This window comes from Sphingobium bisphenolivorans (assembly GCF_000412635.1).
GTDB classification, from domain to species: domain Bacteria; phylum Pseudomonadota; class Alphaproteobacteria; order Sphingomonadales; family Sphingomonadaceae; genus Sphingobium; species Sphingobium bisphenolivorans.
The window spans coordinates 69,859-93,973 of record NZ_ASTG01000020.1 but is presented as its reverse complement, the minus strand read 5'-3'; the positions used below and the strand labels follow the sequence as shown (position 1 = coordinate 93,973).

Sequence of the window (24,115 nt, the reverse complement as noted above, 5' to 3'; positions counted from 1 at the left end):
GTGCGTGGAGTGGCGCAGATAGAAGCCGGCAGAAGATTGGGCAAGCCCCTTTTTGCACTTTTTTGAAAGCGGCGAGTAGCCCGCTCCTTCAGCGCAACCTTCATCCTGATCCGATCGTTTCACCGTCGGAAAGGATCCCCCCAACATGACCCTTACCTTGAACAACATCGTACTGCTTGGCGTCGCATTGCTGATCGGCCTCGTGCTTGGCCTGATGCTGAGCGGGCGTGGGAAATATAAGCGGCTATGGCGTGATGAGCAGATGGCTCACCAGCAGGCGGTGCAAGAGCGCGACGCACGGTTGAAGGATCGTGAGGCCCGGCTCAATACGGCGAGCGAGCGGCTGGTCGAACTCGAGCGGCAAGCACACCGCACCGGACCCGGAACGGTCGCGGGCCTGGCAGGTGCCGGTCACCCGAGGGACGATCTTAGTCGGATCCGGGGCATCACCTCACAAGAGGAGGCGCACCTCCATGAGGCCGGTTACCACAGCTATGCGCAGCTTGCAGGCCTCAGCCGCGAGGAAGAAGCCTCGTTGGAGGCGAAATTGGGGCTGAAGCCAGGCGTGATCGCCGACGAACAATGGCGCGAACAGGCAGCGCTGCTCAACGATCGCAAGGATGATGAGCATAGGCGGCTCTATGACCGCCCGTCTCCTGCCTGATTGAAAAAGGGCGGGACAACCCCGCCCTCCCCTTTTTACTTCCGCTTCGCCAGCGCTGCCTGAGCCGCGGCCAGCCGGGCGATCGGCACGCGATAGGGCGATGCCGACACATAATCGAGGCCGGTCTGCTCGCAGAAAGCGATCGAGGCGGGATCACCACCATGCTCGCCGCAGATGCCGAGCTTGATGCCACTGCGGGTCGCACGGCCCCGCTCAGCGGCCAATTCGATGAGTTGTCCGACGCCCTCCACATCGATGCTGACGAACGGGTCGCGGGCGAAAATGCCCTTGTCGACATATTGCGTCAGGAACCGCCCGGCGTCGTCGCGGCTGATGCCGATAGTGGTCTGCGTCAGGTCGTTGGTACCGAAGGAGAAGAACTCGCCCACCTCGGCGATCTCGCCTGCCTTCAGCGCAGCGCGCGGCAGCTCGATCATGGTGCCGACCAGATATTCGACCGATGCGCCTTGCTCTTCGAAAACCTCGCTCGCGACGCGATCGACGATCGCCTTCATGAGCTCCAGTTCCTTCTTCGTAGCGACGAGCGGGATCATGATTTCCGGGATCGGCGCCTCGCCGCTGCGCTGCTTGACGATCAGCGCTGCTTCAAAGATCGCCCGAGCCTGCATTTCATAGATCTCAGGATAAGTGACGCCGAGACGGCAGCCACGATGGCCGAGCATCGGGTTGAACTCATGCAGTTCAGCGGCGCGGCGCTTGAGCGCGTCCACGCCGACGCCCGCAGCCTTCGCGACTTCCTCGAACTCCGCTTCGCCATGCGGCAGGAATTCGTGCAGCGGTGGGTCGAGCAGACGGATGGTGACGGGCAGGCCCGCCATCACCAGGAAGATCTGCGCGAAATCGTCGCGCTGCTCCGGCAGCAGTTTGTCGAGCGCGGTGCGGCGGCCCTTCTCACTATCGGCCAGGATCATTTCGCGCACGGCGGTGATGCGCGCCGCGTCGAAGAACATATGCTCGGTGCGGCAGAGGCCCACGCCCTCGGCACCGAAATCGCGCGCGGTCTGGCAGTCGAGCGGGGTTTCGGCATTGGCGCGAACCTTGAGGCGACGGACCTTGTCGGCCCAGCCCATCAGCGTGCCGAAGTCGCCTGCCAACTCCGGCTGCACAGTCGGGACTTCGCCTGCCATGACCTCGCCGGTGGCGCCGTCGATGGTGAGGATGTCACCTTCCTTCAGTATGCGATCACCAATGCGCAGCGTCTTGTTCGCATTGTCGATTGACAGGCTGCCCGCGCCGGAGACGCAGGGGCGGCCCATGCCGCGCGCCACCACGGCCGCGTGGCTGGTCATGCCACCGCGCGCGGTCAGGATACCCTTGGCCGCGTGCATGCCGTGAATGTCTTCCGGCGAAGTTTCGACGCGGACGAGGATAACGGAGTCGCCCAACTCGTTGCGGCGCTCGGCGGTGTCGGCATCGAACACGATCGCGCCGGAAGCCGCGCCCGGCGAGGCAGGCAAGCCCTTGGTCAGCACGTCGCGCGGCGCCTTGGGATCGAGCGTCGGGTGCAGAAGCTGGTCGAGCGCGGCGGGGTCGACACGGGCGACGGCTTCTTCCTCGCTGATCAGGCCCTCGGTCGCCATATCGACCGCGATCTTGAGCGCGGCCTTGGCGGTGCGCTTGCCCGAGCGGGTCTGGAGCATCCAGAGCTTGCCCTGCTGCACCGTGAACTCGATATCCTGCATGTCGCGGTAATGGGTTTCGAGGATCTGGAACACCCGCGCCAGTTCGGCATAGGTTTCCGGCATCGCCTCCTCCATCGACAGCGGCTTTGCCCCTGCCCGCTCACGCGCCTGTTTGGTGAGATATTGCGGCGTGCGGATGCCCGCCACCACGTCCTCGCCTTGGGCGTTGATCAGATATTCGCCATAATAGGCATTCTCGCCGGTCGCGGGGTCACGGGTGAAGGCAACGCCCGTAGCCGAAGTATCGCCCATATTGCCGAACACCATCGCCTGCACGTTGACTGCAGTGCCCCAGTCATGCGGGATCGAGTTGAGGCGGCGATACACTTTCGCGCGGTCGGCCTGCCACGAACCGAACACCGCACTGATCGCGCCCCACAGCTGATCGTTGACATCCTGCGGGAAGGGCTTGTTCCAGAGCTTTGAAACCAAAGCCTTGTATTCGGAAACCAACGCCTTCCAATCCTCAGCGGTCATTTCCGTATCGAGGGTGTAGCCCTGATCTTCCTTGGCCACCTCCAGCGCTTCCTCGAACGCGCCATGGTCCAGTTCCAGCACCACGTCCGAATACATCTGGATAAAGCGGCGATAGCTGTCCCAGGCGAAACGCTCGTCGCCCGAGGCTGCGGCCAGGCCGAGGACCGTCTCGTCGTTGAGGCCGAGATTGAGAACGGTATCCATCATGCCGGGCATCGAAATGCGCGCGCCCGAGCGGACGGACACCAGCAGCGGATCGGACTTGTCGCCGAACTTCTTGCCCGTCACGCCCTCGATATGGGCGATCCCGTTGGCAACTTGCGCCTTCAGGCTTTCCGGAAAGACACCGCCATCCTGATAATAGCGCGTGCACATCTCGGTCGTGATGGTGAAGCCCGGAGGAACGGGCAGGCCGATGGCGGCCATGCCATCCAGATTGGCACCCTTGCCGCCGAGGAGATTCTTGTCGCCCTTGCCGCCGTCATCGACGCTGCCGCCGAAACGATAGACATAACGGGTGGCGGTCGTGCTCATGCTGGCCTCTTCCATTGTCAACATACTCGCGGCTCTCCTGCACTGATTGCCGTGTATTTGTGCGATGCAACAAAACTTAAACAACAGGCGGGCGACAAACGCACCCGCTTTTACGATAATTGCTCTCCAGCTTCACTCATTTTCCCGCTTGTGCAGGTATCTCTAGTGCTTAGCCCGTGATTTTTGAGAAGTCGGCGACAGCTTGAACCGCGTCCCGAACCCTGGCGAGGAGCCCAAGCCGAGCGGACCGCTTGGCCGGGTCGGTGTCATTTACGGTGACGCTTTCGAAAAAGGCGTCAATCGGAGCGCGTAATGTTGCAAGTGCGGCCATCGCGGCTTCGAAGTCCTCCGCAGTGACGGCTGCGGTCGCGCGGGGCTCTGCCGCATCCAGCGCGGCGATCAAGTCGGCCTCGGCCTGCTCGGGCGCATAGGTGAGTTCGACCTTCTCCGCGGCTGCGACACCTTCCTTTTTGAGGATGTTGGCGGCGCGCTTGTAACCGGCAAGGAGATTGCTGCCGTCGTCCGTGGCGATGAAGGATTGCAGCGCCTTCACGCGTGCAAGCAGGCGGACGAGATCATCCTCGCCACCCAGCGCGAACACTGCGTCGATCAGATCGTGGCGGACGCCGGCTTCCTTCTGCTGGACCTTGAGGCGGTCGGCAAAGAAGTCGAGGAGATCACCCTCCGCCACTGGAAAGCGGAGGTTGTTCGCTGTCACGATCTGGATCACACCGAGCGCGGCTCTGCGGAGCGCGAAAGGATCACGCGAACCCGTTGGCTTTTCACCGATACCGAAGAAAGAGCGAACCGTATCCAGCTTATCCGCCAACGCGACCGCGACAGTTAGAGGTATGGTAGGAACGTCGTCGCCCTGCCCAACCGGCTTGTAATGGTCGCGGATGGCGTCCGCGACGGGGTCGGGCAGGCCCTCGGCGCGAGCATAATAGCCGCCCATAACCCCTTGAAGTTCAGGGAACTCGCCCACCATCTCGGTGACAAGATCAGCCTTGGCGAGGCGCGCGGCTTGTCCGGCTAGGTCGGCATCCGCGCCGTGAACAATCCCCGATTCCACCAGCCAGCGCGCAAGCTTCGCGACGCGCTCCACCTTGTCGGCCACTGTGCCGAGTTTTTCATGGAAGGTGATGCGCTCCAGCTTCTTCGCATGGTCTTCCAGCTTCGTCTTGCGGTCCTGCTCCCAGAAGAAGCGGGCGTCCGACAGGCGTGCGGCGAGCACCTTGCGGTTGCCGGCGATAATCGCCTCGCCGCCGTCCTTCGCGTCGATATTGGCAGTGCAGATGAACGCAGGAGCAAGCCCGCCCGCGCCATCCCTCAGCACGAAATATTTCTGGTTGATGCGCAGCGTCAGCTGGATAACTTCAGGCGGAACCTCAAGGAAGGCAGGGTCAAAGTCGCCCAGCAGCGGCACCGGCCATTCGGTCAGGCCGGCATTCTCGGCAACCAGTCCCTTGTCCTCGATGACGCTATACCCCCGGGCGGCAGCAGCTTCAGCGGCCTTCGCCTCGATGATAGACTGCCGCTCCTGATGGCTGGCGATCACATGGCAGGCGCGCAGCTTTTCCACATAGTCGTGCGCGCCGCCGATGGTAATCTCGCCGGGATGATGGAAGCGATGGCCGAGCGTGGCGTAGCCGGAGCGGATGCCCTCGATCTCGATGTCGACCAGCTCTTCGCCCAGGATCGCTACGATGCCCTGAAGCGGGCGGACCCAGCGCAGGCTCTCTGTCGTCTGCGAGGCCGTCCCCCAACGCATCGACTTGGGCCAGGGGAAGGCGCGGACTATCGCAGGGACGGCATCGGCCAATACTTCGGCAGTCGCGCGACCAGGCTTGTTTACGACGGCGAACCAGACACCGTCGCGGTCCTCCAGTTGGTCCTGTGTCAGTCCGGTCTTGCGCAGGAAACCCTCCAGCGCCTGCGGAGGCGCAGAGGTCCGCGGTCCCTTGAATTCCTCGCTGACAGCGGCGGTTTCGAACGGCAAGCCCTGGGCGACGAGCGCAAGCCGGCGCGGCGTGACGAAGCTCTCCACGCTCCCCGGCTTCAGACCGGTCTTCGCCAGTTCATCGGTGAAGAGACGCGCGAGGTCTTCGGACGCCTTCAGCTGCATCCGGGCCGGGATTTCTTCGCAGCGCAGTTCCAGGAGGAAATCAGTCATCACGCCGCCCACCCGTTCACTTCCATCCACTTCTCGCACGCGCCCTTGGCCAGGTCGCGGACGCGGCCGATATAGCTGGCGCGTTCCTGCACGGAGATGACGCCGCGTGCCTGTAGCAGATTGAACACGTGGCTCGCCTTGATCGCCTGGTCATAGGCGGCGAGGGGAACCCCGGCTTCCAGCGAAGCCTTGCACTCGGCTTCCGCGTCCTTGAACCAACGAAACAGCTTTTCCGTGTCTGCGACCTCGAAATTCCACTTCGACATCTGCCGCTCATTTTCCAGGAACACGTCGCCATAGGTGACGCCGGCATCGTTGAACTTGAGGTCATAGACGCTGTCGACGCCCTGAATATACATAGCCAGGCGCTCAAGCCCGTAGGTGAGTTCTCCCGCGACCGGTTTACAGTCGAAGCCGCCCATCTGCTGGAAATAGGTGAACTGGGTGACCTCCATCCCGTCGCACCAGACTTCCCAGCCGAGGCCCCAGGCCCCCAGCGTGGGGCTTTCCCAGTCGTCCTCGACAAAGCGGATGTCATGCACCAACGGATCGATACCGATCTCCGCCAGCGACCCCAAATAGAGATCCTGGAGGTTGGCCGGCGAAGGCTTCATGATCACCTGATACTGGTAATAATGCTGAAGCCGGTTCGGGTTTTCGCCATAGCGGCCATCCGTCGGCCGGCGGCTCGGCTGCACATAGGCCGCGTTCCAGGCATTCGGCCCAAGGCTGCGCAACGTCGTTGCCGGGTGAAAGGTCCCCGCACCCACTTCCATGTCATAGGGTTGCAAAATGACGCAGCCCTGCCTGCCCCAATAGGCATGGAGGGTCAGGATCAGATCCTGGAAGGAGAGCGCTTCGCTTGTCGCCACGGATGGTCCCCAGAAAAACACGGCGTTCAATATGACGGTGTGATTGCGGCGCGCCTTGGCGCAGGGCGGGCGCAGGGTCAAGGGAAAGAGGCAGGAGGAAGGGTAAATCCACTTGCTCTTGCGCAGGGGCGCCCGCATGGATGAGTGAACTGCATGAGGGGAACCGCAGCGCTTATGAAATGGCCGTCCTTCCGCTGGCTCGCCGTTGGCCTTCTCCTGCTGAGCGCCTGCGGGCAGGAGCGCCCTGCCGATGCGCGAGCGCCCGCCGCTCAGGCTGCCTCCGCCGCGCCCGCGCTGTGGACGGTGAGGGACAAGGACACCACCATTTATCTGTTCGGCACGGTCCATGTGATGAAGCCGGGCGTTGACTGGCTCAAGGGCGACATCAAGTCGGCCTTCGACCGATCGGACGAACTGGTTCTGGAAATTGTGGAGCCCGACGATCCTCACCTTGTTGCAGGGGCGATGGCGGGCAAGGCGATAGCGCGCGATGGCATCAAGCTTTCCGACCGGCTGAATGAAAAAGACCGGGCGGCTTACCAGGCAGCGATGACCGCGAACGGGTTGCCCTGGCAGACATTCGAGATGTTCAATCCCTGGATGGCCGGCATGGCTCTATCGGTGCAGCCATTGGAGAAGCTGGGCTACCAGGCTGAACTGGGTGCGGAGAAGGTGCTGGCCCGTTCCGCGAAGGCAGCGGGCAAGCCGGTGATCGGATTGGAGACGGTCGAACAGCAGCTGGGATATTTCGCTGGCCTGCCGATGAAGCAGCAGATCAGCTTCCTGACCACGACGGTCGAGGGTCTTCCTGAAATGGAGGCGGAATTCGGGCGGCTGATCCAATACTGGCAGGGTGGCGAGCCGGACAAGCTGGCCGCAGAAATGAACGAGTCCCTGGAGGCGACGCCAGAACTGGCGCAGGTGCTGCTGATCCAGCGGAATGCCAATTGGGCCAAGTGGATCATGTCCCGCCTCGTGCGGCCGGGAACCGTCTTCATTGCGGTCGGCGCTGGGCATCTGGCGGGCAAGGGCAGCGTGCAGGATCAACTCCGCAGGCTTGGCATCAAATCGGCGCGAGTACGCCAATAAGATGATGCATTCGGCGTGGCGATGGCTGGCGCTGCTGGCTTTAGCGGCGCTGAGCGCCTGCGGTGACAGGCCCCCTGCCCCGCCGCCCGATGGCGGGCCTGCGCTATGGCGAGTGAGGGGCGAAGGACTGGACGGCTGGCTGTTCGGGACGATCCATGTGCTGCCCCATGGAGTCGAATGGCAGACGGGCGCTATTCGCGATGCGATGAACCAGGCCGATCGTCTGGAGCTGGAGTCCGCCGAGATACAGGACGAAGGCCGGACGCGGGCGCTGTTCGAAAAGATGGGGCGCAGCGCCGGCCTTCCGCCACTGCAGGCGCGGGTTCCTGTCGGTGACCAGTATGCGCTGGAGCGGATTGCGCACGAGGCAGGGACCAGCACGGAGGCCCTTTCGGGCTATGAAAGCTGGGCGGCGGCGATGCTGCTCTCGGCGGCAAGCCAACAGGCGCTGGACGTCAGCAGGGATGATGGCGTCGAACCTGCGCTGATCGCTGCATTCCGGAAGGCCGGTAAACCAGTCAGCGGGGTGGAGACGGTTGCGCGGCAATTCGGCGCTTTCGATACCCTGCCCGAAGCTGCGCAGCGCCGCTTGCTGACGCAGACAGTGCATGAGGCACGGGAGATGAGGGCGCTTTACGGCCGTGTCCTTGCCGCCTGGCTCAAGGGGGATGTCGAGGCGATCGCCCGCGAGGACCAGAGGGGCGAGCAGCCCGACCGCGATGTTGAGGAAGCCGTGCTGAACGCGCGGAACCGGGATTGGGCAGCAGAGATAGCGCGGGCCAAGGGGCGGCCCTTGATAGCCGTGGGTACGGGGCATCTGACCGGGCGCGGCAACCTGATCGACCTGCTGACGGCAAGAGGCTTGAAAGTCACGCGCATACAATAGCGCGCACCCTTGCTTTCCCGGACCTTTCTGCTATTGGGCGCGCGTCCCGACATGGTCATCCCTGGAGGCGTGGCGGGCGCTTACATCAATTTGCTTTTGGAGACACGCAATGAGCGAGCAGCTTACGCTGTCGGCAGAGGCACGCGATCGGGCAGGCAAGGGAGCCTCCCGCGCTCTCCGCCGTGAGGGCCGCGTACCCGCCGTCATCTATGGTAACAATGAAGAACCGCAGTCGATCCACGTAGAGGAAAAGCTCCTCAACAAGCTGCTCGGCACCGGCCACTTCTTCAATTCGGTCGTCTTCGTCGAAGTCGGCGGCAAGAAGGTTCGCACCCTCCCCAAGGATGTGGCTTTCCACCCCGTCAGCGACCGGCCGCTGCACGCCGATTTCCTGCGCGTTTCCGAACATGCCACGGTCCACGTCAACGTGCCGGTGCGTTTCGAGAACGAAGACGCTTCGCCGGGCATCAAGAAGGGCGGCGTGCTCAACATCGTCGCGCATGAAGTCGAACTGATCGTCGACGCGGCGGAGATCCCCGACGACGTCGTGGTCGACCTGACCGGCCTGGACGTCGGCGAATCGATTCACATCAACGCCGTAAAGCTGCCCAACGGCGCCAAGGCTGCTGACGAAACCGACTTCACCGTCGCCACCATCGTTGCTCCGTCGGCTCTGAAGAGCGCAGAGGGCGACAATGAAACGCCGGCTGAAGGCGCCTAAGCCTCCAATCGTTGTGACTGACCAAGCCCCGTTCGCCCCTCGACAAGCTCAGGGCGAACGGGGCTTTGTTGTTTTGGAGATAAGGGATGCAGATTTGGGTGGGCCTGGGCAATCCCGGAACCCAATATGCGATGAACCGGCATAATGTCGGCTTCATGGCGGCGGATGTCATCGCGGACATGCATCGATTCTCGCCACCGAAGAAGCAATTTCAGGGCTGGGTGCAGGAAGGGCGCATCGGCCCTGAGAAGATCATCCTGATCAAGCCCGCGACCTTCATGAATGAGAGCGGCCGGTCGGTCGGCGAGGCGATGCGCTTCTACAAGCTGGTGCCGGAAGATGTGACCGTCTTCCACGACGAACTCGACCTCGCGCCGATGAAGGTGAAGGTGAAGCGCGGAGGCGGCAACGCGGGACATAACGGGCTGCGTTCCACCGATGCCCATATCGGCGCCGATTTCCGCAGGGTGCGGATCGGCATCGGGCATCCGGGGCACAAGGACCGGGTGCATGGCTATGTGCTGGGCAATTATCACAAGAGCGAGATGGACGCGCTGTCCGACATGCTGGGCGCGATCGGCGCTGAGGCGGAATGGCTGGCGAAGGGCGATGATGCGCGCTTCATGAACGAGGTGGCTGTCCGGCTGGCCGACTGAAGGGTGCACGCGCGTCCTGCCGCCCTGCCCTCGCGGCGAAATGATCCTGGGTAATTGCAGAGCGTCGCATTACCGGGCCATAGAGAGCACCTGCCTTCCACTTTCCCAAGGGGATACGGGTGATCAAGACCGTCGCGACGAAGCCTTTCAACGACCAGAAGCCCGGCACGTCCGGGCTGCGCAAGAAGGTCCGCATCTTCCAGCAGCCCCATTATGCGGAGAATTTCGTCCAGTCGGTGTTCGACAGTCTCGATGGTTTCGAGGGCCGGACGCTGGTCGTCGGCGGCGACGGGCGTTACCTCAACCGGGAAGTCATCCAGATCGTGCTGAAGATCGCCGCGGCAAACGGCTTTGGCCGGGTGCTGGTTGGCAAGGGCGGTATCCTTTCCACGCCCGCCGCTTCGCACCTGATCCGATCATCGGGAGCTTTCGGGGGCCTGGTACTGTCGGCCAGCCACAATCCGGGCGGGCCGGACGAGGATTTCGGCATCAAATATAATGTCTCGAACGGTGGTCCCGCGCCGGAGAAGGTAACGGACGCGATCCACGCGCGGACGCTGGTGATCGACAGCTATCGCATATTGGACGCCGCCGACGTGGACATCGATACGCTGGGCAGCGCCAAGCTGGGCGACATGTCAGTGGAGGTGGTCGATCCCGTCACAGCCTATGCGGAGTTGATGGAGGCGCTGTTCGACTTCGGCGCGATCCGCGCGATGATCGATCAAGGCTTCACCTTGTCTTTCGATGCCATGAGCGCAGTGACCGGTCCCTATGCGGTCGAAATCTTCGAGAAGCGGCTGGGCGCGCCTTCGGGCACCGTCCGCAACGCCATCCCCCTGCCCGACTTCGGCCATCATCATCCCGATCCCAATCTGGTCCATGCCAAGGAGCTTTATGACCGCATGATGGCGGCGGACGCGCCGGATTTCGGCGCCGCGTCTGATGGTGACGGCGACCGGAACCTCATCATCGGCCGGCACTGCTATGTGACGCCCTCGGATTCATTGGCGGTCCTTGCAGCCAACGCGCATCTCGCGCCCGGCTACGCCAGTGGGCTAAAGGGTATCGCGCGCTCGATGCCGACCAGCGGCGCGGCGGACCGGGTAGCGGAGAAGCTCGGCATTCCCCTGTTCGAGACGCCGACCGGATGGAAATTCTTCGGCAATCTGCTCGACGCCGGCATGGCGACGATCTGCGGGGAGGAAAGCGCCGGCACCGGGTCCGATCATGTGCGCGAGAAGGATGGCATCTGGGCGGTGCTGCTATGGCTCAACATTCTCGCGGCGCGGCGGCAGAGCGTCGCCCAGATCATGGAGGAGCATTGGGCGACTTACGGCCGAAATTATTATGCCCGCCATGACTATGAGGCGATCGCCAAGGATAAGGCCGACGCGCTGATGGCGGCATTGCGCGGCAAGCTGGAGGCTCTGCCAGGCACGACAAACAGCGGCGGCACCGTCAGCAGCGCGGACGACTTCGCCTATACCGACCCGACCGACCAGTCGGCCAGCCGCAACCAGGGCGTCCGGATATTGTTCGAAGATGGATCGCGTGTCGTGTTCCGCCTGTCCGGCACGGGGACCGAAGGGGCAACGTTGCGCGTCTATATCGAGCGCTATGTCGGGCCGGAGGGCGACCTGGCACAGGAAACCGGCAGCGCGCTTGCCCCGCTGGTGCAGGCGGCGCAGGAAGTGGCGGATATTTCCGGCTATACGGGAATGGACAGACCCAGCGTCATCACCTGAAACGGGTTGCCAAGACTTACCTTCGGGACATCAACGAGCAACGAGGGGGCGATAGACGCCTCCGCTAAGGGGCAACTGCACGCGCTCCTGCGAAAGCGGGAGCCTGTCAGGGACAAACAGCCTCTTGTTTGCTCGAGGTTCTTAATGCGCCGTCTTGTTCGTGCCCTTGCTCTCTGCGCCGCCATCATACCCGCCGAAATCGCCACCGCCCGCACCAGTGAAGATGAGCAACTCTGGGTCAACCTGACCGCCATCGGCTCGCTGACGGGCAAGCTCATTTATTTCGCGGAAGTGCAGCCGCGCGCCGCGGACGGCATGTCGCGCCTCGACCAGCTATTGCTGAGGGGCGCGGTAGGCTGGAAATTATCGCCCAAGCTCTCCGTCTATCAGGGCTATGCGCATGTCGTGCTGCCGGTCGAGGGCGGGAGGGATCGGAACGAAGAACGGAGCTTCCAGCAGGTCAACTGGACCATCGGCAAGCCATGGGGCGGCGAACTGTCATCGCGCACACGACTGGAACAGCGCTGGCGGTCGGATGGCGAGGACATGGGCTGGCGGCTGCGCGAAATGCTGCGGTACGAAAAGCCGCTGGCGTCTGCCAGCGACCAAGTGAATGCCCTTGTCTACGCTGAGGGGTTCGTCGCGCTCAACGATACGGATTGGGGCGCGCGCGCAGGCTTCGATCAGTTACGCAGCTTTCTCGGCGCGGAACTGGGGCTCGGCGGCGGATCGACGGCGGAGGTGGGCTATATGAACCAGCTGATCAATCAGCCGGCTGGCAACCAACGCGTGAACCATATCGCCTCGATCACGCTGTTTTTCCGGCATTAAGCCCCGGGCCGCTTGTCCTTTTCCGTCCCGTGCAGCTTCGCCCACAGATCGGCGGTCCCCGCTTCCTGCGCCTTGTTCGTATACTGGGCGGCAACCAGCCAGCCTTTGATCGGGCGCAACGGCAGGATGGTGGTGAGGATCAGCACGGGCACGCCGACCGCCAAATGGACCCACAGCCCCGGCCGGGCAAGAATTTCCAGCATGACGATGAAGACGACGCCGGGCACGCAGGCGAAAAGCTGGACGAAGACCGCAGGGCCATCGGCCGGGTCGGCGAAGCTATAGTCCAGGCTGCACACCTCGCAATGATCGCGCACGGTAAGGAAGCCGGTAAAGATATGCCCTTCCCCGCAGCGCGGGCAGCGGCCGAACGGTCCCGTCTCATGCGCCGGGCGGCGGGGCCACTGTCTGCCGCTTTCGTCTGTGATGGTTTGCCTTGGCTGCTGCATGATCGGGGCCTCCTCAAGCCCGGGTCCCATGTCGGGTCTGGCGCATCTTTTTCAATTGCGCCTTTTGTCCTACCCGCTGGCCTTTGCCGGAGTAAACGGCTATCGGCGCGGCCAATCATCCAGATTTGAAGGCAGTAAAATGGGTTTTCGTTGCGGTATCGTCGGCCTTCCCAACGTCGGGAAATCCACCCTGTTCAACGCGCTGACCGAAACGCAGGCGGCGCAGGCGGCGAACTATCCCTTCTGCACGATCGAACCCAATGTGGGCCAGGTCGCCGTCCCCGATGAGCGGCTCCAGACCATCGCGAAGATCGGCGGATCGGCCAAGATCATCGAAACGCAGCTGGCCTTTGTGGACATAGCGGGGCTGGTGCGTGGCGCATCGAAGGGCGAAGGGCTCGGCAACCAGTTCCTCGCCAATATTCGCGAGGTCGACGCCATCGTTCATGTGCTGCGCTGCTTCGAGGATGACGACATCACCCATGTCGAGGGCAAGGTCGACCCCATCGCCGATGCGGAGACGGTCGAGACGGAACTGATGCTCGCGGACCTGGAAAGCCTGGAGAAGCGCGTCCCCAACTTCGCGAAGAAAGCGGCACAGGGGGACAAGGAGGCGAAGGCAGCCGCATCCGTTCTGGGTCAGACACTGGATCTGCTGCGCGACGGCAAGCCCGCGCGGCTGACGCAGCCGAAGGATGACGAGGAAGCGCGCCTCTTCGCCCAGGCACAGCTGCTGACCGCCAAGCCCGTTCTCTATGTCTGCAATGTCGAGGAGGACAGCGCGGCGGCGGGCAACGCCCATTCGGCGCGCGTGTTCGAGAAGGCGGCGGCGGAAGGCGCCAAGGCGGTGATCGTTTCGGCTGCGATCGAGGCTGAACTCATCACCATGCCGGTCGGGGAACGCGCGGAATATCTGGAAGCGCTGGGACTGGAGGAAGCCGGCCTCGCCCGGATCATCCGGGCGGGCTACGAACTGCTCGGCCTCATCACCTTTTTCACCGTCGGCCCGAAGGAAGCGCGCGCCTGGACTGTGGCGAAGGGATCGAAGGCGCCCCAGGCCGCCGGCGCGATCCATTCCGACTTCGAAAAAGGGTTCATCCGCGCCGAGACGATGGCCTATGGCGACTATGTGCAGTTCAATGGCGAGGCGGGAGCCAAGGAAGCGGGCAAGTGGCGGTCCGAAGGCAAGGATTATGTGACGCAGGATGGCGACATCATGCTGTTCCGTTTCAACGTCTGATCGAGCATGCTGCGGCCGGGCCAGATGCCTGCTCGTCGCAAGGCAGCCTTTCCTCCCAGCGTCGATGAAGGGACGCGGCTGCTGATCCTGGGCAGCCTGCCGGGCGACGCTTCGATCCGACAGGGCGAATATTATGCCCATCGCGGCAATGCCTTCTGGACCCTCCTGGGCGATGTCATGGGGGAGGAATTGCGCGACGAGCCCTATGCGATGCGGCTGAAGCGGCTGCGGGCACGCGGCGTCGGGCTGTGGGACGTCATCGAAAGCGCAGAGCGGCCGGGCAGTCTGGACAGCGCGATCCGCAGCGCTGAACTGCGCGATCTTTCGGCCTTTGTGGATCGACTGCCCAAGCTGGAGGCTATCGCGTTCAACGGCAAGACGGCGGCGCTGCATGGGCAGCGGCAGATCGGCGCGCGGCAGGGATTGACCCTGATCGACCTGCCTTCTTCGAGCGGCGCCTTCGCCAGCATGTCGCGCGATGCCAAGCAGCAGGCTTGGATGGCGCTGATCCCCTTTATCGGTGCCTAAGCCGGCAGTAGCCGGGCCACTCATCTTACATCCCGGTCAAGCGGAACTTGACCAGGCAGCGGGTGCTGCATAACCGTCGTGCCCAGAGCGACGCGAGGGTGTGATGAGCGACATCGTATATTTCGAAGACATCCAGATCGGCGAAACGCACTCCTTTGGGCCGCACAACGTCAGCCGGGAAGATGTCGTCCGCTTTGCCGCAGAGTTCGATCCCCAGCCATTCCACCTGTCTGATAAAGCTGCGGCGCAGACTCATTTTGGCAGCCTTTCCGCCAGTGGCTGGCACACTGCCGCGCTCTGCATGAAGATGATGGTTGCCAATTGGCAACAAAATCCGGGCATACAGGCTGCCAGCCTCGGCGCGCTCGGTATCGACGAATTGCGCTGGCTTCGACCGGTGCGTCCCGGTGACACGCTGCGAGGGACGTCCGAAACGGTGGAAAAGAAAGCGTCGAGAAGCCGTCCGGAAATGGGTATCATCAAGACTCGCGTCACGCTGTTCAATCAGAATGATGAGCCTGTTTTCACCATGAACCCGATCGCGATGGTGCGCACTCGGCCCGTCTGAGCGCCTATTAGGGCAGCTTGTCGATCCTGGGTCGCGGCTGATTGGCAGAAGCGTCCGCCGCCATGATGCGAAGGGTGGACGAGGCTGCATCAGCGATCTGGATCGTGGTCAATCCTGCGGCCATGTCGAACCAGACGATCTTGCGGATGCCCGAGCATTGAGGCCCATGCCCATGGTTGACCGGCGAAAGTGCTTGCTTGCCCGAAACGGCATCCACCCACCCACTCTTTGATAAGGCGATGCCCACGCGCGCGGGCGACTTCAGCGCCAGCGTAAAGAGGCCGGCATAGCTTTTGCTACCATTCTTCGCCGGCGGAACAGGGAACTGGACCTGCGTGGCCGGGGGCAACGTGACCGTCACCGGTTTTCCCAGCGTTAGTCGCGGAGCGGCATCGGGCAAGCGCCCGGCTGTGGAGTTCCCGCTCTGGCGCCAACTCGTCCATGGTTCGGCCAGCGGCGGCGCGTCCTTGCACGGAGCCGCTGCCTGCGCGGGAAAGGCACTCAGCGCGAGAAGCAACAGAGCATGCTTCACCCTCATTTCCTTCCAAACAGCTTCTCTATGTCGCCATGGCCCAGCTTCACCCAGGTTGGTCGCCCATGGTTGCACTGGCCGCTGCGGGGGGTCACTTCCATCTCGCGCAGCAGCGCGTTCATCTCGGCTACACTCAATATACGACCGGCGCGGACAGAGCCGTGGCACGCCATGGTCGCAGCGACCAGATCGAGTCTCTCCTTGAGCGACAAAGCGCTGTCATAGGCCGCCAGATCGTCGGCGAGGTCGGACACCAGCGCCTGCACATCACCCTGCCCAAGCATCGCCGGTGTCGCGCGCACGAGCATGGCGGCAGGCCCGAAACGCTCCAGTTCCAGGCCGAAGTCCCTCAGTTCCTCGATACGCGACTCCAGCCGGTCGCACGCGGGCTCGTCCAGTTCGACGACTTCGGGAAGCAGCAGCGCCTGCGCAGCGACACCCTGCCCGTCCATCGCCCGGCGCATCCGCTCAAGGGTGAGGCGCTCATGCGCGGCATGCTGGTCGACGATGACCAACCCGTCCTCCGCCTCGGCCACTATGTAGGTGCGCGCGACCTGCCCGCGTGCGACGCCGAGCGGAAAGCTATTGCCTTCGGGAGCGGGAGCGGCCGCCGGTTCCGCACGCGCCTGCGGTGGCGGCGCGATGAATCCGGAGCGGCGGTCAGCGACCGAATAGCTGGGCATCGGCGCGGATGCACCCACCGCCTCGAAGATCGGCATCGGGCTGATCGGCGTGGGCGAGATCGGCTCGGGCTTCCAGGCGGAAAGGCCGGCCGGATCGGCGTGCTGGACCGCGCGGAAACCTTCGGTGTCCAAAGCGCGGCGCAGGCCTGAGACAATCATCCCGCGAATGAGGGTCGGGTCACGGAAGCGTACTTCGGTCTTGGCTGGGTGGACGTTGACGTCCACTTCCAGCGGCGGCACGTCCAGGAACAGCGCGACGACCGGATGCCGATCGCGCGCGAGCATGTCAGCATAGGCGCCGCGCACCGCGCCGACGAGCAGCCGGTCGCGCACCGGCCGGCCATTCACGAATAGGAACTGATGGTCGCCAACGCCGCGATTATAGGTCGGCAGCGAGGCGACGCCTGACAGGCGCACCCCCTCCCGCTCCAGCGCGACGATCACGTGATTTTCGGCGAGCGCCCGGTCGGTGAGGGCCGCGACCCGGTCCTCCCGCGCCTCGCCAGCCTGCACTGACAGCACACGGCGGCCATCATGCTCCAGGCTGAAGGCGACGGAGGGATGCGCCATCGCCAGGCGGCGGATCACGTCCAGGCAGGCGGCATATTCCGCCTTGGGCGAGCGGAGGAATTTGCGCCGCGCAGGCACGCGGGCAAACAACTGCTCGACCGTCACCCGCGTGCCGGGCGGGAGCGCCGCAGGGCCCTCGGAGACGAGCGCGCCATTGTCGATCGTACGATTCCAGCCATCGTTGCCGGCGGGGCGGCTGTCGATCGACAGCCGCGCGACACTGGCGATGGAAGGAAGCGCCTCGCCGCGAAAACCCAGGGTCGCGACCTTTTCTATAGCGTCGTCGGGCAGCTTCGACGTTGCATGGCGCTCCAGCGCCAGCGCGATCTCTTCTGAATCCATGCCGCAGCCGTCGTCGCTCACCTCGATGCGGTCGAGGCCGCCGTTGGAAATGCGGATCGAAATGCGATTGGAGCAAGCATCCAGTGCGTTTTCAACGATTTCCTTGAGCGCGCTGGCGGGTCTTTCGACCACTTCGCCCGCAGCGATGCGATTGACCAGATGTTCGGGCAGACGGCGTATTGACATTGATTAGTGACTAGCCCAAGCGATCGCTTTCCGCGAGACACAAGCCTCAAGAAATTTGGGTACCGAAGGGGGGCGGGTGAAACGTGGGGCGAACTTTCCGTCTGTCCCGGTTCGCTTCGCCGGGGCGTGCGGGCTGAACAGGAACAGGCATGTCGATCTTCTCGCGACTTTTCAAACTCTCCTCCCAGGACATGGCCATCGACCTCGGCACGGCAAATACCGTGGTCTATGTGCGCGGACGCGGCATCGTGCTGAATGAGCCCTCCGTGGTGGCGGTCGAGACGCTGAACGGCGTGAAGCGGGTGAAGGCAGTCGGCGACGACGCTAAGCTGATGATGGGCAAGACCCCCGATTCGATCGAGGCGATCCGGCCACTGCGAGATGGCGTGATCGCGGACATCGACGTCGCGGAGCAGATGATCAAGCACTTCATCACCAAGGTCCATGGCGGCAAGTCGCGTCCCTGGCGCTTCCCCGAAATCGTGATCTGCGTGCCATCGGGTTCTACCAGCGTCGAGCGCCGCGCGATTCGCGATGCGGCCAGCAATGCGGGTGCCAGCCAGGTGTTCCTGATCGAGGAGCCGATGGCCGCCGCGATCGGCGCCGACATGCCGGTGACCGAACCGATCGGGTCGATGGTGGTCGACATCGGCGGCGGCACGACCGAAGTCGCGGTGCTGTCGCTGCGCGGCCTTGCCTACACCACCTCGGTCCGCGTCGGCGGCGACAAGATGGACGAGGCGATCGTCTCCTTCGTGCGCCGTCATCACAATCTGCTCATTGGTGAGGCGACCGCCGAGCGGATCAAGAAGCAGTTCGGCGTGGCTCAGCCGCCCGAGGACGGCGTGGGCGAGACGATCCACATTAAAGGCCGCGATCTGGTGAATGGGGTACCCAAGGAAATCTCGATCAATCAGGGCCAGATCGCCGATGCGCTGGCCGAACCGATCAGCACCATCGTCGAGGGCGTTCGCATCGCGCTGGAAAACACCGCGCCGGAACTGGCGGCGGACATAGTCGATCAGGGCATCGTGCTGACCGGCGGCGGCGCGCTGCTCAAGGGGCTGGACGATGAACTGCGCGACGAAACCGGCCTGCCCGTCACCATCGCCGAAGATCCGCTGACCTGCGTCGCGATCGGCACCGGCCGCGCGATGGAAGATCCGATCTTCCGGGGCGTACTCCAGACCGCTTAAGGGGGCGACACCATGGCGCGGCCACCCAGCCGACGCCCCGGCCACAACCGGAAGGCGCAATATAGCCTCTTCGCCAGCTATGTCGTGGCGATGACCGGCGCCGCTGTCGGACTGCTTCTGGTCGGTGTCGCGATGTTCGATCCCACCGGTTTCGCGGCCATCCGCGTGGCAACGGCAGAGGTCACGCGCCCGGCATCCGTCACGATGAAGAATATGGTGAGCGGCGTCAGTTCCATTGACGAGGTGCTGGCGGCTTACTGGCGCGCGGGATCGCAGAATGTCGGGCTGCGCCGGCAGGTGGAGGCCGATCGCAACCGCATCATCGAGGCGAAAGCGGTCGCGCAGGAAAATGCGCGCCTCAAAAAGCTACTGAAGCTGGTCGATGAGGATAGCAGCGACCTGCTGACGGCGCGTCTGATCGCGTCCTCCTCCTCCAGTTCCCGACGGCTTGCGCGGCTGAACGCAGGGCGCTGGCAGGGCGTTCGGCCGGGGATGCCGGTGCGTGCGCCCGAAGGGCTGATCGGGCGCATCCACATCACCACGCCCAACACGGCGGAGGTGCTGCTGCTGACCGACACCAGCAATATCGTGCCGGTTCGCCGCGCCAATGACAGCGTGCCGGCCATCTCCACAGGGCTTGGCGATGGCACGGTCGAGATCCGCGCGCTGGCCGCAGGACGCAACCCGTTCAAGCCCGGCGATCTGCTTGTAACATCCGGGATCGGCGGCATCTATCAGCCGAACATTCCCGTCGCGGTGGTTGTCCGCGTGGCGGGAGAGATCGCCTATGGCGTGCCGCTCGCCAACCCGTCGAAGGTCGATGCCGTAGTGGTCGAGCGGTCGTTCGAAGAAGTGGTGACGCGGCCCGATCCCAGCGCCCAGGCCGGGGTCATCGGCCCGGAGGCAGGGAATGCCGCGGTCAGTTCTCCTGGCCCATGATCGACCCGCATCTCCAACATGTCCCGCGGCTCGGCCGGCATCCTTCGCGCTGGCGGCTGGCGGGAGTCCCTGTGATCACGGTGATGCTGGGGTCCGCCACGACAGCGCTGCCGGTGATCGCACAGTCGCCGGTGATGCCGCCGTTCGGTCTGCTGCTGCTGCTGTCCTGGCGGCTGCTGCGGCCGGAGTTGTGGCGAACATGGATCGGCCTGCCGCTGGGGCTGTTCGATGACCTGATGAGCGGCCAGCCGATCGGATCGGCCATGTTCCTTTGGACGGTCATGCTGATCGGCATCGACGCGGTCGAGCACCGGATGGTGTGGCGCAGCTACCGGCAGGACTGGCTAATCGCCTCGGTCGGGATTATCTTCTGCATCGCCGGCGGCGTCCTGTTTGCGCGGATCACAGGCGGAGGAGGAGTGACGCTGAAACTGGTCGTGCCGCAGATGCTCTGGACGATCCTGCTCTTTCCCTTTGTCGTCCGGCAATGCGCCCGGGTCGATCGCTGGCGCGTGATGGCATGAAGCTGCCCAAGTTCAAGAAGAAGACTGTCAACGAAGCTGCCCTGTCTTTCACCTTCACGCGCCGGGCGATGGTGGTCGGCGGCCTTCAGGCAGGCATCGGCGCGCTTCTGATCGGCCGGATGGGCTGGATCAGCATCGCGGAAAATGAGAAATATAATCTTCTCTCCGAAAGCAATCGCGTCAATCTGACGCTCATCCCCCCTCGTCGCGGCTGGATCATCGACCGCAACGGGCGGCCGCTGGCGAACAACCGCACCGACTTCCGCGTGGACCTGATCCCCGAGCGTATGAACGATCCGGACCGGACGATCCGCAGCCTGGCTCACCTGCTGGCCCTGAAGGATGAGGATATCCAGCGCATCAGGGAGGAACTGGAAAAGTCGCAGGGTTTCCGCCCCGTCCAAGTGGCAGAGAAGCTGACCTACGACCAATATGCGGCGGTCAGCGTCCGCCTGCCAGACCTTCCGGGGGTCGCACCGAGCCAGGGCTTCTCGCGCAACTATCCGGCGGGCGCGGCGGTGGGCCATTTGCTCGGCTATGTTGGCTCGGCGTCGGCCAAGGATTATGAAGAACGCAAGGACCCGCTGCTGATCACGCCGGGGTTCAAGGTGGGCAAGGATGGCCTTGAGAAATCCTTCGACCGGGAGTTGACCGGGAAGCCCGGCGCCAAGCGGGTCGAGGTGACGGCACGCGGCAAGATCGTGCGGGAACTGACGACCCGACCCGATACGCCAGGCAACCCTATCAAGCTCACCATCGACGCGGGATTGCAGGAATATGCCGGCCGCCGCCTTGCCACGCAGAGCGGATCGGTGGTGGTGATCGACTGCCATAATGGCGATGTGCTGGCGATGGCGTCGATGCCAAGCTTCGACCCCAACAGCTTTTCCGACGGCATCAGCCATGTCGAGTGGGAGATGCTGTCGAAAGACGATCATGTCCCGCTGCGCAACAAAACCCTGCAAGGTCTCTATCCGCCGGGATCGACCGTCAAGCCGATGGTGGCGCTGGCGCTGCTGGAGGCGGGCATCTCGCCCATGGACACGGTAAGCTGCGCCGGCGCGATCCGCGTCGGGAACACGCTGTTCCACTGCCACAAGCGGCGAGGCCATGGTTCGCTCAACATGCGCGGCGCCATCGCGCAAAGTTGCGACATCTATTTCTACCAGATGGCGCAGCGGATCGGCATGGACCGCATCGCGAGCATGGCGCACAGGGTCGGCATGGGGCAGAAATTCGCCCTGCCCTTTCCCAGCCAAAGCTACGGCACCGTGCCTGATCCAGCATGGAAGCTGAAGAAATATAATCAGAAATGGCAGGTCTATGACACGGTCAACGCGACCATCGGTCAGGGCTATATGCTCATCAATCCCTTGCAGATGGCGGTGATGGCAGCGCGGCTGGCAACGGGCAAGCAGCTGATGCCCAATTTCCTGTTCGGCGCCAAACGCCCCGCTCCCGCTCCAGTCGGTGTCGAGGAACAGCATCTGGTGACGATCCGCGACGCGATGAGCGCGGTCGTCAATGGCGGCGGTACAGGCGGTGCCGCGCGGATCAATCTGCCGGGCGTCATGATGGCGGGCAAGACCGGCACGGCGCAGGTTCGCCGCATCACCATGGCGGAGCGTGGCGGTGGCGTGCGGAGCAACGCTTCGCTGCCGTTCAAACTGCGCGACCATGCCCTGTTCCAGGGTTTCGCGCCGTTCGACAATCCGCGCTACGCGATCGGCTGCATCATCGAACATGGCGGACACCTCAACCGCAATGAGGACGCACCGATGATCGCGGCCGATACCCTGTCCTACCTGTTCGATCAGGCCAAGGCCATGGAGAAGCTGGAAACGCTGGAGAAGACATGGGGCGGGACGCCGACGGAGCGGCAGGCTAGGCAGATGGCAACATTCCGTACTGCCAAGGCAATCGAAAAAGGCGAGGCACCGCCCCCGGAAGCCGCCAACGCCACAAGTGCAGCCAATGTGGCGGAAGGCAGCAACAGCAGCGCGGCTGCCGCTGCGGACGATGCGCCTCCTCCCCCCGGCGCCGGCGCGGACTGAGCGGCATGAGCATCGTTCCAGAACCTCTCACGCATTTTCCCTGGCGCGTGCTGGGCATCTTGCTCGGCATCGCCTTCTTCGGAACGCTGGTGCTCTATAGCGCGGCAGGCGGCAGCATCACGCCCTGGGCCATCAACCAGGCTGTCCGCTTCGTCATCTTCTCCGGCATGGCGCTGGGGCTCAGCCGCATCCCGCTGGAACTGTTCGCGCGGTTCGCCTTTCCCGCCTATGGCGCCGTACTCGCCGCGCTGCTGGCCGTCGAACTGATCGGCGGTGTTGCAGGCGGCAGCCAGCGCTGGATCAACCTCGGCTTCATGCAGTTACAGCCGTCGGAGTTCATGAAGCCGATCATCGTGCTAGCCGTAGCCCGCTTCTATGCCCTGTTGCCGGTCGGCGAGATCAGGCGCTGGAACGCGATCTGGCCCGCGCTGGTGCTGATCGGCGTTCCATGGGCGCTGGTGCTGGTGCAGCCTGACCTCGGCACGGCGACGATGATCGCGGCGGGCGGGGTCACCATCATGTTCCTGGCCGGCCTGCCGCTGCGCCTGTTCGTCGGGTCCGGCCTGACATTGGCGGCGATCATCCCGATAGCCTTCAGCTTCCTGCACGAATATCAGCGGAACCGCGTGCTCATCTTCCTAGATCCGGAGAGTGATCCCCTCGGCGCCGGTTATCATATCAGTCAGTCCAAGATCGCGATCGGATCGGGCGGGATATTCGGAAAGGGGTTCCTGAAGGGCACGCAGAGCCATCTCGACTATCTGCCGGAAGGGCACACCGATTTCGTCTTCGCCACCATGGCCGAGGAATGGGGTCTGTTCGGTGGCGTGCTGCTCATCGGTGCATTCCTGCTCCTCTTCCGCTGGGGCATCGGCGTGTCGCTCCGCACGCCGGACAAGTTCGCCCGGCTGGTGGCGGCGGGACTCACGACGACGATCTTCTTCTATGTCGCCATCAACCTGATGATGGTGATGGGGCTTGCTCCAGTTGTGGGCATTCCCCTGCCCTTCATGTCCTATGGCGGTTCGTCGATGCTGACGGTCATGCTGTGCGTCGGCATCATCATGTCCATCGAACGTTCAGGCCGGCGGCGAGTTGGAAGACATTCCAACTGGGGCTGAAACTGGCGCTTTTTCAAAAAATTTGCTGCGCGAGCGATTTAATGTTTGCAAAGCCGGATGACGATGGTAACAGCCCGCCCACGCCACGGCGACACCCCAAGCGGGCCGGAGCCGAAGGATAGTGTGGACGCATAGCTCAGTTGGTAGAGCAGCTGACTCTTAATCAGCGGGTCCTAGGTTCGAGCCCTAGTGCGTCCACCAAATCCCTCCCTTACATCACGAAATCGACAGGCTTTCGGTCCGCCCGATTTCACGAGCGATGCTACAGTCGTCTGTCAGTCAGCGCTTCTCTTCCGGCGCATGTTCACACGGGAAGAGCGGTTGTTGATTTCGTCATCGACAGCGCGAAGTGCGAAGCCGCCGCCGCGACCGAAGGATGGCCAAGCAGCACCATCATGAGGAAGCGGTTATAGTCCGTGACATCGGCCACCACGACACGCAGCAGATAATCCCACTCCCCTGACATCGAGAAGCACTGGACGATCTCAGGCCGGCTGTTGACGAACTGTTCGAACGCGCTGCGCGCTTCCATGGCATGGCTTCGCATTCGTATGTTGCACATAACGTTGACGCCCCGCCCCACCTTGTCCGGATCAACCAGGCGCACGGTGGCGGCGAAGATCCCGGCATTCTCCAGCGCCTTGATCCGCCGCCAGCAAGATGCGCTGGATGCGCCCACGCGATCGGCGAGTTGAGCATGGCTAAGCGTCGCGTCTTGCTGCAGCGCCGTGATGATTTTCCGATCTATAGCGTCGATTGTGCGGTCCTGCTTCATATGCGGAAAGTAGAACCGATTTTCCTTCTGTCCAAGCGGGATGATGATGGCCGG

Annotated in this window: 22 protein-coding genes and 1 tRNA gene; 16 read left to right on the top strand and 7 right to left on the bottom strand. The window is 63.4% G+C overall.

The annotated features are described in order from the left end of the window. Positions 1-145 precede the first annotated feature (145 nt). A complete protein-coding gene (locus L858_RS0115155; protein WP_022684006.1) occupies positions 146-664 on the top strand; it encodes a hypothetical protein in 519 nt (172 codons plus the stop codon). A 35-nt stretch (positions 665-699) separates the two neighbouring features. Here L858_RS0115155 and ppdK read toward each other — a convergent pair whose 3' ends face one another. The 3 genes from ppdK to L858_RS0115140 all read right to left on the bottom strand — a co-directional run bounded on the left by ppdK (position 700) and on the right by L858_RS0115140 (position 6,423). Next, positions 700-3,402, bottom strand: a complete 2,703-nt coding sequence (gene ppdK / locus L858_RS0115150; RefSeq protein WP_022684005.1) for a pyruvate, phosphate dikinase — start codon at positions 3,400-3,402, stop codon at positions 700-702. 145 nt (positions 3,403-3,547) lie between these two features. Further along, complete coding sequence (glyS, locus tag L858_RS0115145) at positions 3,548-5,551, bottom strand: glycine--tRNA ligase subunit beta (protein ID WP_028056187.1); 2,004 nt, start codon at positions 5,549-5,551, stop codon at positions 3,548-3,550. Continuing rightward, positions 5,551-6,423 carry a glycine--tRNA ligase subunit alpha gene (locus tag L858_RS0115140; RefSeq protein ID WP_028056186.1) on the bottom strand — a complete coding sequence of 291 codons (873 nt, stop codon included), beginning with the start codon at positions 6,421-6,423 and terminating at the stop codon, positions 5,551-5,553. The genes glyS and L858_RS0115140 overlap by 1 nt, the downstream gene beginning before the upstream one ends. Positions 6,424-6,597: 174 nt before the next feature. Between L858_RS0115140 and L858_RS0115135 the strand changes: the two genes are divergently transcribed. The 6 genes from L858_RS0115135 to L858_RS0115110 all read left to right on the top strand — a co-directional run bounded on the left by L858_RS0115135 (position 6,598) and on the right by L858_RS0115110 (position 12,354). Beyond that, on the top strand, positions 6,598-7,512 hold the full coding sequence (locus L858_RS0115135; RefSeq protein ID WP_022684002.1) for a TraB/GumN family protein: 915 nt from the start codon (positions 6,598-6,600) through the stop codon (positions 7,510-7,512). 1 nt (position 7,513) lies between these two features. Beyond that, the gene (locus L858_RS0115130) at positions 7,514-8,398 is read left to right on the top strand and encodes a TraB/GumN family protein (RefSeq protein ID WP_022684001.1); all 885 of its coding nucleotides are present in this window, start codon (positions 7,514-7,516) and stop codon (positions 8,396-8,398) included. 109 nt (positions 8,399-8,507) lie between these two features. Continuing rightward, positions 8,508-9,119 (top strand): 50S ribosomal protein L25/general stress protein Ctc, encoded by a 612-nt coding sequence (locus tag L858_RS0115125; protein ID WP_022684000.1) that lies wholly within the window; start codon positions 8,508-8,510, stop codon positions 9,117-9,119. 86 nt (positions 9,120-9,205) lie between these two features. Further along, positions 9,206-9,775: an aminoacyl-tRNA hydrolase gene (pth, locus tag L858_RS0115120; RefSeq protein ID WP_022683999.1), complete on the top strand. Its 570-nt coding sequence runs from the start codon at positions 9,206-9,208 to the stop codon at positions 9,773-9,775. 119 nt (positions 9,776-9,894) lie between these two features. Further along, positions 9,895-11,523, top strand: coding sequence for an alpha-D-glucose phosphate-specific phosphoglucomutase (locus tag L858_RS0115115; RefSeq protein ID WP_022683998.1), 1,629 nt, complete (start codon positions 9,895-9,897; stop codon positions 11,521-11,523). A 144-nt stretch (positions 11,524-11,667) separates the two neighbouring features. Beyond that, positions 11,668-12,354 (top strand): DUF2490 domain-containing protein, encoded by a 687-nt coding sequence (locus tag L858_RS0115110; RefSeq protein ID WP_022683997.1) that lies wholly within the window; start codon positions 11,668-11,670, stop codon positions 12,352-12,354. Here L858_RS0115110 and L858_RS20255 read toward each other — a convergent pair. Next, positions 12,351-12,803 (bottom strand): DUF983 domain-containing protein, encoded by a 453-nt coding sequence (locus tag L858_RS20255; protein ID WP_037504813.1) that lies wholly within the window; start codon positions 12,801-12,803, stop codon positions 12,351-12,353. The two genes, L858_RS0115110 and L858_RS20255, sit on opposite strands and share 4 nt — an antisense overlap. A gap of 139 nt (positions 12,804-12,942) precedes the next feature. On the opposite strand from L858_RS20255, the gene ychF reads away from it, so the two are divergent. The 3 genes from ychF (at position 12,943) to L858_RS0115090 (ending at position 15,139) form a co-directional block, all read left to right on the top strand. Continuing rightward, a complete protein-coding gene (gene ychF / locus L858_RS0115100; RefSeq protein WP_028056185.1) occupies positions 12,943-14,043 on the top strand; it encodes a redox-regulated ATPase YchF in 1,101 nt (366 codons plus the stop codon). Between the two features lie 6 nt (positions 14,044-14,049). Then, positions 14,050-14,571 carry a DNA-deoxyinosine glycosylase gene (locus L858_RS0115095; RefSeq protein WP_022683994.1) on the top strand — a complete coding sequence of 174 codons (522 nt, stop codon included), beginning with the start codon at positions 14,050-14,052 and terminating at the stop codon, positions 14,569-14,571. Between the two features lie 103 nt (positions 14,572-14,674). After that, on the top strand, positions 14,675-15,139 hold the full coding sequence (locus L858_RS0115090) for a MaoC family dehydratase (RefSeq protein WP_022683993.1): 465 nt from the start codon (positions 14,675-14,677) through the stop codon (positions 15,137-15,139). A 7-nt stretch (positions 15,140-15,146) separates the two neighbouring features. Here the strand turns inward: L858_RS0115090 and L858_RS0115085 are convergent, their stop codons facing one another. Continuing rightward, positions 15,147-15,671, bottom strand: a complete 525-nt coding sequence (locus L858_RS0115085; RefSeq protein ID WP_028056184.1) for a hypothetical protein — start codon at positions 15,669-15,671, stop codon at positions 15,147-15,149. A gap of 2 nt (positions 15,672-15,673) precedes the next feature. Next, positions 15,674-17,452, bottom strand: coding sequence for a DNA mismatch repair endonuclease MutL (mutL, locus tag L858_RS0115080; RefSeq protein WP_022683991.1), 1,779 nt, complete (start codon positions 17,450-17,452; stop codon positions 15,674-15,676). 149 nt (positions 17,453-17,601) lie between these two features. Here mutL and L858_RS0115075 point away from each other — a divergent pair, with 149 nt between their 5' ends. The 6 genes from L858_RS0115075 (at position 17,602) to L858_RS0115050 (ending at position 23,487) form a co-directional block, all read left to right on the top strand. Further along, on the top strand, positions 17,602-18,648 hold the full coding sequence (locus tag L858_RS0115075; protein ID WP_007685698.1) for a rod shape-determining protein: 1,047 nt from the start codon (positions 17,602-17,604) through the stop codon (positions 18,646-18,648). Positions 18,649-18,660: 12 nt separating this feature from the next. After that, a complete protein-coding gene (mreC, locus tag L858_RS0115070; protein WP_022683990.1) occupies positions 18,661-19,587 on the top strand; it encodes a rod shape-determining protein MreC in 927 nt (308 codons plus the stop codon). Further along, positions 19,584-20,111, top strand: coding sequence for a rod shape-determining protein MreD (mreD, locus tag L858_RS0115065; RefSeq protein ID WP_022683989.1), 528 nt, complete (start codon positions 19,584-19,586; stop codon positions 20,109-20,111). Before mreC ends, mreD begins: the two co-directional genes overlap by 4 nt. Further along, a complete protein-coding gene (gene mrdA / locus L858_RS0115060) occupies positions 20,108-22,165 on the top strand; it encodes a penicillin-binding protein 2 (RefSeq protein ID WP_022683988.1) in 2,058 nt (685 codons plus the stop codon). The genes mreD and mrdA overlap by 4 nt, the downstream gene beginning before the upstream one ends. Before the next feature lie 5 nt (positions 22,166-22,170). Beyond that, complete coding sequence (rodA, locus tag L858_RS0115055) at positions 22,171-23,286, top strand: rod shape-determining protein RodA (RefSeq protein WP_022683987.1); 1,116 nt, start codon at positions 22,171-22,173, stop codon at positions 23,284-23,286. A gap of 125 nt (positions 23,287-23,411) precedes the next feature. Continuing rightward, positions 23,412-23,487: transfer RNA gene (locus tag L858_RS0115050), tRNA-Lys, on the top strand. Positions 23,488-23,590: 103 nt separating this feature from the next. On the opposite strand, the gene L858_RS0115045 is transcribed toward L858_RS0115050, so the two are convergent. Further along, entirely contained in the window at positions 23,591-24,061 is a 471-nt protein-coding gene (locus tag L858_RS0115045) for an Lrp/AsnC family transcriptional regulator (RefSeq protein ID WP_022683986.1), read from the bottom strand. Positions 24,062-24,115: the final 54 nt, after the last annotated feature.